This window comes from Streptomyces sp. NPDC111802, from assembly GCF_055634335.1.
In genome coordinates this window covers 21023-28087 of sequence record NZ_JBVKCZ010000067.1, presented here as the reverse complement: position 1 = coordinate 28087, position 7065 = coordinate 21023, and the positions used below count along the sequence as shown (strand labels likewise).

Genomic DNA, 7065 nt, shown 5'->3' with positions numbered 1-7065 from the left:
CAACCTCGCCAAGCGCATAACGGACGAGACCACACCTACCTGGCGAGGCACCTACTAAGACATAAGGTGCAATCAACTCAAATCAAACGCTCTCTAAGGGCCCTGGGGCCCTGGCCGGGCCCCGCTGCAAGCTCGACGTGGGTCAACTGCGGCTTCTGGAGCAGGTGTTGGATGCCGGCCCACTGCCTCAAGCTGGCCCGCCCAGTGCTGAACGTTGGCGCGAGGACCGCCGAGATCGTGCGCCGCCGGTTCAGTAGCGACTACACCGTTGCCGGACGGGATCCGCTGCTGCACCGTATCGGTAGGAGCGCGGGTCACCGCAGCGGGCAGCACACGGGCTCTCGCACCTCCTGACGACTCACATCCAACCGTCCAACAGCTCTACGTTCTCGGCGCTGCACCCTCAACTGCGAGGGCGGCCCGCGTCCACGTCGGCCGGCCGCCGCCGATCAACGTCCGAACAGCATGGAACGCCGTCGTCGACGGCTGTCGGGCCCGGCGACAGGCTGAGCGTTCTACGTGCCGCTTCGGGCGTCGTGCCATCGGGTTCACTTCCGGCACGCGCTTCATGTGTGAGCGATGAGTTTGGGCGGCGGATCGGGTCTGCCCTGGCATGACTCGCATCATCGCTGACATCTCGGTTTCCCTCGACGGCTTCGTCACCGGTCCCGACCCCGGCCCGGACAGCGGCCTGGGCACCGGTGGCGAGGCCCTGCACACCTGGGCGTTTTCAGATGACCCCGACGACCGCCGGATCCTGCGCGAGGCGACCGCCCGCTCGGGCGCCGTCGTTCTCGGGCGCAAGCTCTTCGACGTGGTCGACGGGCCGAACGGCTGGGACGACAAAACCGGCTACGACGCCGACGAGGTCGGCAAGCCCGCGTTCGTCGTCGTGACGAGCTCGCCGCCCAGGTCGGTGCGACTCACCGACCTGGACTGGACGTTCGTCACCACCGGTCTGCCCGACGCCGTCACCGCCGCGCGCGAGCGCGCCGAGGCGGCGTCGTCGGACAGCGGCAAGGACCTCGACGTCGTCCTCATGGGCGGCGGCGCCACGGTCGGCTCGGCGCTCGAAGCCGGGCTGGTCGACGCGCTGACGCTGCACCTCGCACCCGTCGTGCTGGGCGCCGGGACGCCACTGTTCACCGGCGGCCCACCGCGCAGGCTGGTGCAGCGGAGCGTGACCTCGACATCGACCGCGACGCACCTGACCTACGACGTCGTGCGGTGATCCGATGACCACCGTCAACGTCAATGAGATCGCCGTGGGCATCGAGTCGTTCGGTGACGACGACGCGCCACTCATCCTGCTCGCGGGCGGGACGACCATGCTCTCCTGGCCCGATGCGCTGTGCGAGCGCCTCGCCGCCGGCGGGCGCCGCGTGGTGCGCTACGACCTGCGCGACAGCGGAGAGTCGACGACGGCGGACCCGGAGGCGCCCTCCTACACCCTGCGCGACCTCGCCGCCGACGCGGCGGCCCTTGCTGACGCGCTCGGCGGCGGGCCCGCGCACCTCGCGGGCATCGGCGTGGGTGGGATGGTCGCCCAGGTGGCCGCGCTCGACCATCCGGGCGCGTTCTCGGCGCTCACCCTGGCCGGCACCCGCCCGGTTGCGCCCGGCCCGCCCGACGACGACCTCCCCGACCATGACCAGGCGACGATGAGCCAGCTGTTCACGCATCCCATGCCCGACTGGACCGACCGCGAGGCGGTGGCCGAGTTCGCCGCCACCGGCGCGGAGATCCTCGGCGACGACCCCGTCGCCGCGCGTGCGATCGCCGCGCGCATCTGGGACCGCACGCCCGGCACCGCACCCGCGGTCCAGATGGCCAACCAGATGGGCATGGTGTTTTCCAGGCTCGACTGCAGACCCCGCTGGCGCGAGCGCCTGTCCGAGATCGAGATCCCCACGCTCGTCGTCCACGGCCGCCGCGACCGGTTCTTCCCCGTCGGTAACGGCGAGGCGATCGCGCGCGAGATCCCCCGGGCTCGGCTCCTCGTCCTCAATGAGGCCGCCACTGCGATCCCCGATGCGGCGGTCGGCGAGGTCGCCCAGGCGGTGCTCACGCTCGGGTAGAGGACCGAGCGTGCCGCGCGAGTATGGCATCCGAGCGGCAGCGGGCGTCGGAGGCTCGACCCGGCCGCGCGCCCGCGATCGGCGCCCGCGGAACTCTCGAAGGCGGTTCCGCTGCCCGCGGTGGTCGGCGGCGGCCCGGCGTGGACGCGGGCCGCCCTTCCGGCGTAGTCGTCACGGAAGAGCGGTCACTGCCCCGTCTCGTTGTTCTCGCGGTTTGCGAGGACCTCGGTCATGTGCGTCTGCGCCCAGTTTCTGAGCCCGCGCGTCATGTGGTGGAGCGAGAGACCGAGGTCGGTCAGTTCATAGGTGACGGTGACAGGGACAGTCGGCGTCACGGTACGGGTGAGCAGACCATCGTGCTCCAGCGACCGTAGCGTCTGGGTCAGCATCTTCTGGCTGACCCCGGCCAGAAGACGAGAGATCTCGGAGTAACGCATCGCCTTCGGAGCGTCTGCGTGTGCTGCACCGGGCTGGCCAGGGCTGTTGTCGCCGCCCAGCGCACACAGGATCAGGACGACCCACTTGTTCGAGATTCGGTCGAGCAGCTGCCGGCTGGGGCACTCTGCCAGGAACGCGTTGTACTCCACCTTGGCCTGAGCCCGCTTCTGGGCGGCCTTCATCGTCGTCACTGATCGCACCTCTCACCGATGGGTGGGTTACGCACTCCCAAGTGCCTACTTCCCGACAGGAAGTTTCTCTCCAATGCTGATGCAGGGAGGCAGCAAGCGCCACCCCCCCAAGTGCACGACGAAAGGCAACATGATGAGCACACCCACCCCCTCTCTTCCCGGCGGCGCCTGGACTCTGGGCGACCTGACCGTCACCCGGTTCGGCTACGGCGCCATGCAACTGGCCGGTCCGTGGGTCATGGGGCCGCCCGCCGATCGCGAGGGTGCCCTGGCCGTTCTGCGTGAAGCGGTCGACCTCGGAATCACCCACATCGACACCAGCGATGCCTACGGGCCGCGCGTCACCAACGAGTTGATCCGCGAGGCATTGCACCCCTATCCCGACGCGCTGCACATCGTGACCAAGGTCGGCGCGACCCGCGACGACCAGGGTGGCTGGCCCACGGCCCGCCGCCCCGAAGATCTGCGCCGCCAAGTCCACGACAACCTCAAGTCCCTCCGGCTCGACGCACTCGACCTGGTCAACCTCCGACTCGGCAACGCCGAAGGCCCCCAACCCGGCTCGCTCGCCGAGGCGTTCGAGACGCTCGTGGAACTCCAGCAGCAGGGCCTGATCCGCCACCTCGGGGTCAGCAACGCCACCGAGGACCAGGTCACCGAGGCACAGAGCATCGCGCCGATCGTGTGCGTGCAGAACATGTACAACCTCGCCCACCGCCACGACGACAAGCTCATCGACCGGCTCGCCACCGAAGACGTCGCGTACGTGCCCTTCTTCCCCCTCGGGGGCTTCACCCCGCTTCAGTCCTCGGCGCTCTCGGCGCTCGCCGCTCGATTGAAGTCGACACAGATGTCCGTCGCACTGGCCTGGCTGTTGCAGCGATCACCGAACATCCTGCTCATCCCCGGCACGTCATCGACAGCGCACCTGCGCGAGAACATCGCCGGCGCGGGACTCTCCCTCTCCCATGAGGACTTGACCGAGCTGGATCACATCGGCCGCTGAATGCCCCGTAGCTGACTGACATCAGATGCAGTGCTGCCGCCGCTGCGGCCTCGGACAACGCAGTGGGCGGTCAGTGTGCGATGAGCTGCTGGCCGCCGTCGATGTCGTACGTGGCGCCTGTGAGAGCGCCGTTGGTCATGATGTGCAGGGCGAGGGCGGCGACATCGGCCGGTCCTACCACCCGGCCGATGGGCAGAGTCGTCCTCAACTCCTGGCGCCGTGCCTCGAGTTGGTCACCGAGGAGGGATGCCGACAGAGGCGTGTCCACGAACCCGGCCGCGATGAGGTTGACCCGGACCGGGCCGACCTCCAGCGCCAGGTTGGCGGTCAGTGCAGGCAGCGCCGCGGTGAGGGCACCCGTCACGGCCAGCCCGACCGCGGGCCGACGGGCGCCGGTGCCTCCGATGAACAGCAGCGTTCCACCGGCCCTGACCTTCTGCCTGCTCGCCCGTGCCACGGCCAGCATCATCGCGATACGCCTGCCGAAGTCATGCGCGGCCTCGGCCAGGTCGAGTTCGGCGAGGGGGGTGTACGACGGGCTGCCCGCCGTGACCATTACATGGTCGACCTGCCCGGGCAGCTCTCCGAGAAAGCGCTCCAGGCGGTCGGTGTCCTGCGCGTCGAACACGGCCGTGCTCAGCGGGTCGAGTTCGTCCGCCGCCCGCTTGAGCCTTTCGGCGTCGCGCGCCACGAGCACCAGCTCGCCGTCGGCCGCACGCACCTGGCGCGCGGTCTCCAGACCGATGCCCGAGCTGCCTCCCACCACCACGACCGTCTGCCCGGCCAGCCCTCCGCGCGCTTCACCGGCACCTGCATCGGTCCCATACACAGGGGTCACCACCCTCAGAACTCGGTTTCCGTACGTCCATCCGCTCGCCCGGTATTACGGCCTCCACTCTTCCTGCGGGCGGTCGTTCGGTGACGGCCACCGAAACGTGGAGCCGGGATCGGCGTTACGGCGGAGCCCTTGCCGGCTCCGCCGTTTCACGATGTCGACGAATTCTCGGTGCATGGCGAACTCGTCCTCGCGAGGGTGGAGGTTCTGAGTACCCTTCGGTTCCCCAGGTGCCCTGTGGTCAGCGAAAGGATCGATCCCCGCTGGGATGCACGACGGAGTTGACGGCCAGGGCAGACCCCTGTTGTCTGGCGCAGACCCCTGAATCCAGAGCTTCAGTCTGTCACTCGTCCGGCTGAACGGCATCCGCACCGGCGGCGAACGCCGCCGGTCCGTCGAGCTTCCGCCCGCCCCGGCTAGGTCCTGACGACCGTCGTCTCGTCCGGCGCAGGCGTGTCCTGCCCGTCCGGCCCGCGCCCGGCGAAGCGCATGGCGACGCATGCCCCGAGGTACAGCGTGGCGACGATCAGCAGTAGTGCCTGATAGCCCGTCATCAGGGCCAGGTACTCGAGTGCGCCCCCGGTCAGCGCACCCAGCAGGTTCGCGCCGAACGCGGATGTCGGGTCGGGCGCCAGCGCGAGCCGGTCCGAGAAGATGAGGTTGGCGCAGAAGATGGGCGCGAACGCCAGGGCGATGGCCGCGGCGAGTCGGCCGACGAAGGGCAGCGACAGTACGGCTTGCGCCGGGACCAGCCAGGCCAGCGCGAGGGAGCCGAAGAGCAGGATCTGGAGCACCCGCATGTTGACGCGTCGCAACCTGCGCCGGACTTCGACCGCGGCGAGGACGGAGAGCAGAACACCGAAGAAGACGAGCGCGTTGACCAGCCAGGTCGTACCGAAGTAGAGCGCGAAGCCGATGACGTTCTTCGTCTCGAGCAGCATGAAGGCCGCGCCCAGCAGGAACATGTCGACATAGCGCGACGTGCTCCGGATGCGCACCCCCGTCAGGCGTACCGACAGCAGCGTCACCAGCAGGATCGCACCGAGCGCGCCCAGGTAGAGGGTGGGAACGGTGCGGTGCAGCAGATACGGGAACGGGTGGTCGTCGGTCGCGGCCGTCGGGACGGGGCCGCTGGGCCGCCAGAGCTGCTTGCACGACTGGTCGGCGGGGGTCATCCCGGCCACCAGCACGGCCGCGTTCCGCTTGAACGTCGTCATGCAGGGAGCGTGGCCGTAGACCTCGGCGAGGTCGCCGGCGAAGCGGTCGACCAACCAGCTCTTGCGATAGTAGTTGTACATGGCGAAGGCGCCGTCCGGCGCCAGGTGATCGCGGGCGGATTCGAACGCCTGCCGGGTGAACAGGTAGCTCTCCAGGCGCAGGTTGCTCGCTCCCGAGACCAGCGTCAGGGAGTCCGGGAGCGCCAGGACGATGAGGTCGTACTTGGCGTTCGTGCGCTCCAGGAACGCCCGCCCGTCGTTGATGTGGACGTGCACTCTGGGGTCGTCGTAGGGCCTGGCGGGGTGTAGTTGCGCGCCGATCTCCTGCAGGCGGGGATCGATCTCGACGGCGTCCACGCGCTCCGCGCCGTGTGCCAGCGCGACCGAGACATCGTTGCCGTTGCCGACCCCGATGATCAGCACGCGCCGGTGCGGGTTACCGGGCGTCTGGTCGTACGCCTGGCGGTAGGGGGAGTTGTCCCGCATCAGCACCGGCAGTGGCGCGGTGCTCTGGTGCGGGACGCCGTTGGCGGAGATGTAGTAGGTCCGGGTCGTGGTCGGCGAGGCCTTGAGCTCGATCTTGTAGTACGGCGACCAGGAGATACCGGACGTCGTCGACTCCAGGAACAGCGCGGCGACCATCGCGGTGAGGGGGATGCCGTACAGCAGTGTGTTGCGGCGCCCGCCGAGGATCAGCAGCGCCGCGGCGGCGAGCACGCCCCACACCACGGAGGGAGCACGCAGCCAGGACAGCGCGGCGAAGGAGGCTGAACCGGTGAGGCTGCCGAGCAGGTCGTAGCGGTAGGCGTCGAGGGAGGGGAGCTGTCGGAAGAGGTCCGCGGTGATCTTGCCGATTCCGGCCATGATCACCGCGGTCAGCAGGAAGATGGCCGGCAGCGTCACCCACTGGGGCAGGCCGGTGGTCTTCACGGCGGTGAAGTAGATGACGTCACCGCTGCTCTGGCGTACCTGCACCGGATAGGTGCGTACGAAGATGATGAGAAGCGCGAGCGGGATGGGGGTCCAGCGTTTGAGCCACTGCCCGCGCTCGGCGGGGATCAGGAACCCGATGCCGATGCCGAGGAAGGATCCCAGCAGGATGAAGTTCGAGAAGTAGCTCAGGTGGACGACGTTGGCACCGGCCCATCTGATGAGCGCCAGCTCGACGAAGAGCATGGTGGTGCTGGCCAGCACAAGCCTCCAGCGCAGCGAATATACCGATTGCCCCGTTTTGGTCAGCTTCATGTGCGATTACGGTGCCAGGTCCGGGTGGACGAGTCGAGATGCCTTGCCGATGGCA

Annotated in this window: 6 protein-coding genes and 1 pseudogene; 4 read left to right on the top strand and 3 right to left on the bottom strand. The window is 68.7% G+C overall.

Annotated features, from left to right (window positions below; translation table 11 throughout):
- Window positions 1-92: 92 nt before the first annotated feature.
- The 3 genes and pseudogenes from ACZ7NC_RS40895 to ACZ7NC_RS40885 all read left to right on the top strand — a co-directional run.
- A pseudogene (locus tag ACZ7NC_RS40895) lies at window positions 93-309 on the top strand (IS630 family transposase); the annotation flags it as partial.
- Between the two features lie 304 nt (window positions 310-613).
- Window positions 614-1231 (top strand): dihydrofolate reductase family protein, encoded by a 618-nt coding sequence (locus ACZ7NC_RS40890; protein ID WP_471496565.1) that lies wholly within the window; start codon window positions 614-616, stop codon window positions 1229-1231.
- 4 nt (window positions 1232-1235) lie between these two features.
- Window positions 1236-2078, top strand: coding sequence for an alpha/beta fold hydrolase (locus ACZ7NC_RS40885; RefSeq protein WP_471496563.1), 843 nt, complete (start codon window positions 1236-1238; stop codon window positions 2076-2078).
- A gap of 185 nt (window positions 2079-2263) precedes the next feature.
- On the opposite strand, the gene ACZ7NC_RS40880 is transcribed toward ACZ7NC_RS40885, so the two are convergent.
- Window positions 2264-2698, bottom strand: a complete 435-nt coding sequence (locus tag ACZ7NC_RS40880) for a winged helix-turn-helix transcriptional regulator (protein WP_471496572.1) — start codon at window positions 2696-2698, stop codon at window positions 2264-2266.
- Window positions 2699-2840: 142 nt separating this feature from the next.
- Between ACZ7NC_RS40880 and ACZ7NC_RS40875 the strand changes: the two genes are divergently transcribed.
- On the top strand, window positions 2841-3713 hold the full coding sequence (locus ACZ7NC_RS40875) for an aldo/keto reductase family oxidoreductase (RefSeq protein ID WP_471496571.1): 873 nt from the start codon (window positions 2841-2843) through the stop codon (window positions 3711-3713).
- A 70-nt stretch (window positions 3714-3783) separates the two neighbouring features.
- Here the strand turns inward: ACZ7NC_RS40875 and ACZ7NC_RS40870 are convergent, their stop codons facing one another.
- Window positions 3784-4542: an SDR family oxidoreductase gene (locus ACZ7NC_RS40870; protein WP_471496559.1), complete on the bottom strand. Its 759-nt coding sequence runs from the start codon at window positions 4540-4542 to the stop codon at window positions 3784-3786.
- Window positions 4543-4964: 422 nt separating this feature from the next.
- Window positions 4965-7010, bottom strand: coding sequence for a spermidine synthase (locus ACZ7NC_RS40865; RefSeq protein WP_471496557.1), 2046 nt, complete (start codon window positions 7008-7010; stop codon window positions 4965-4967).
- Between the last annotated feature and the right edge of the window lie 55 nt (window positions 7011-7065).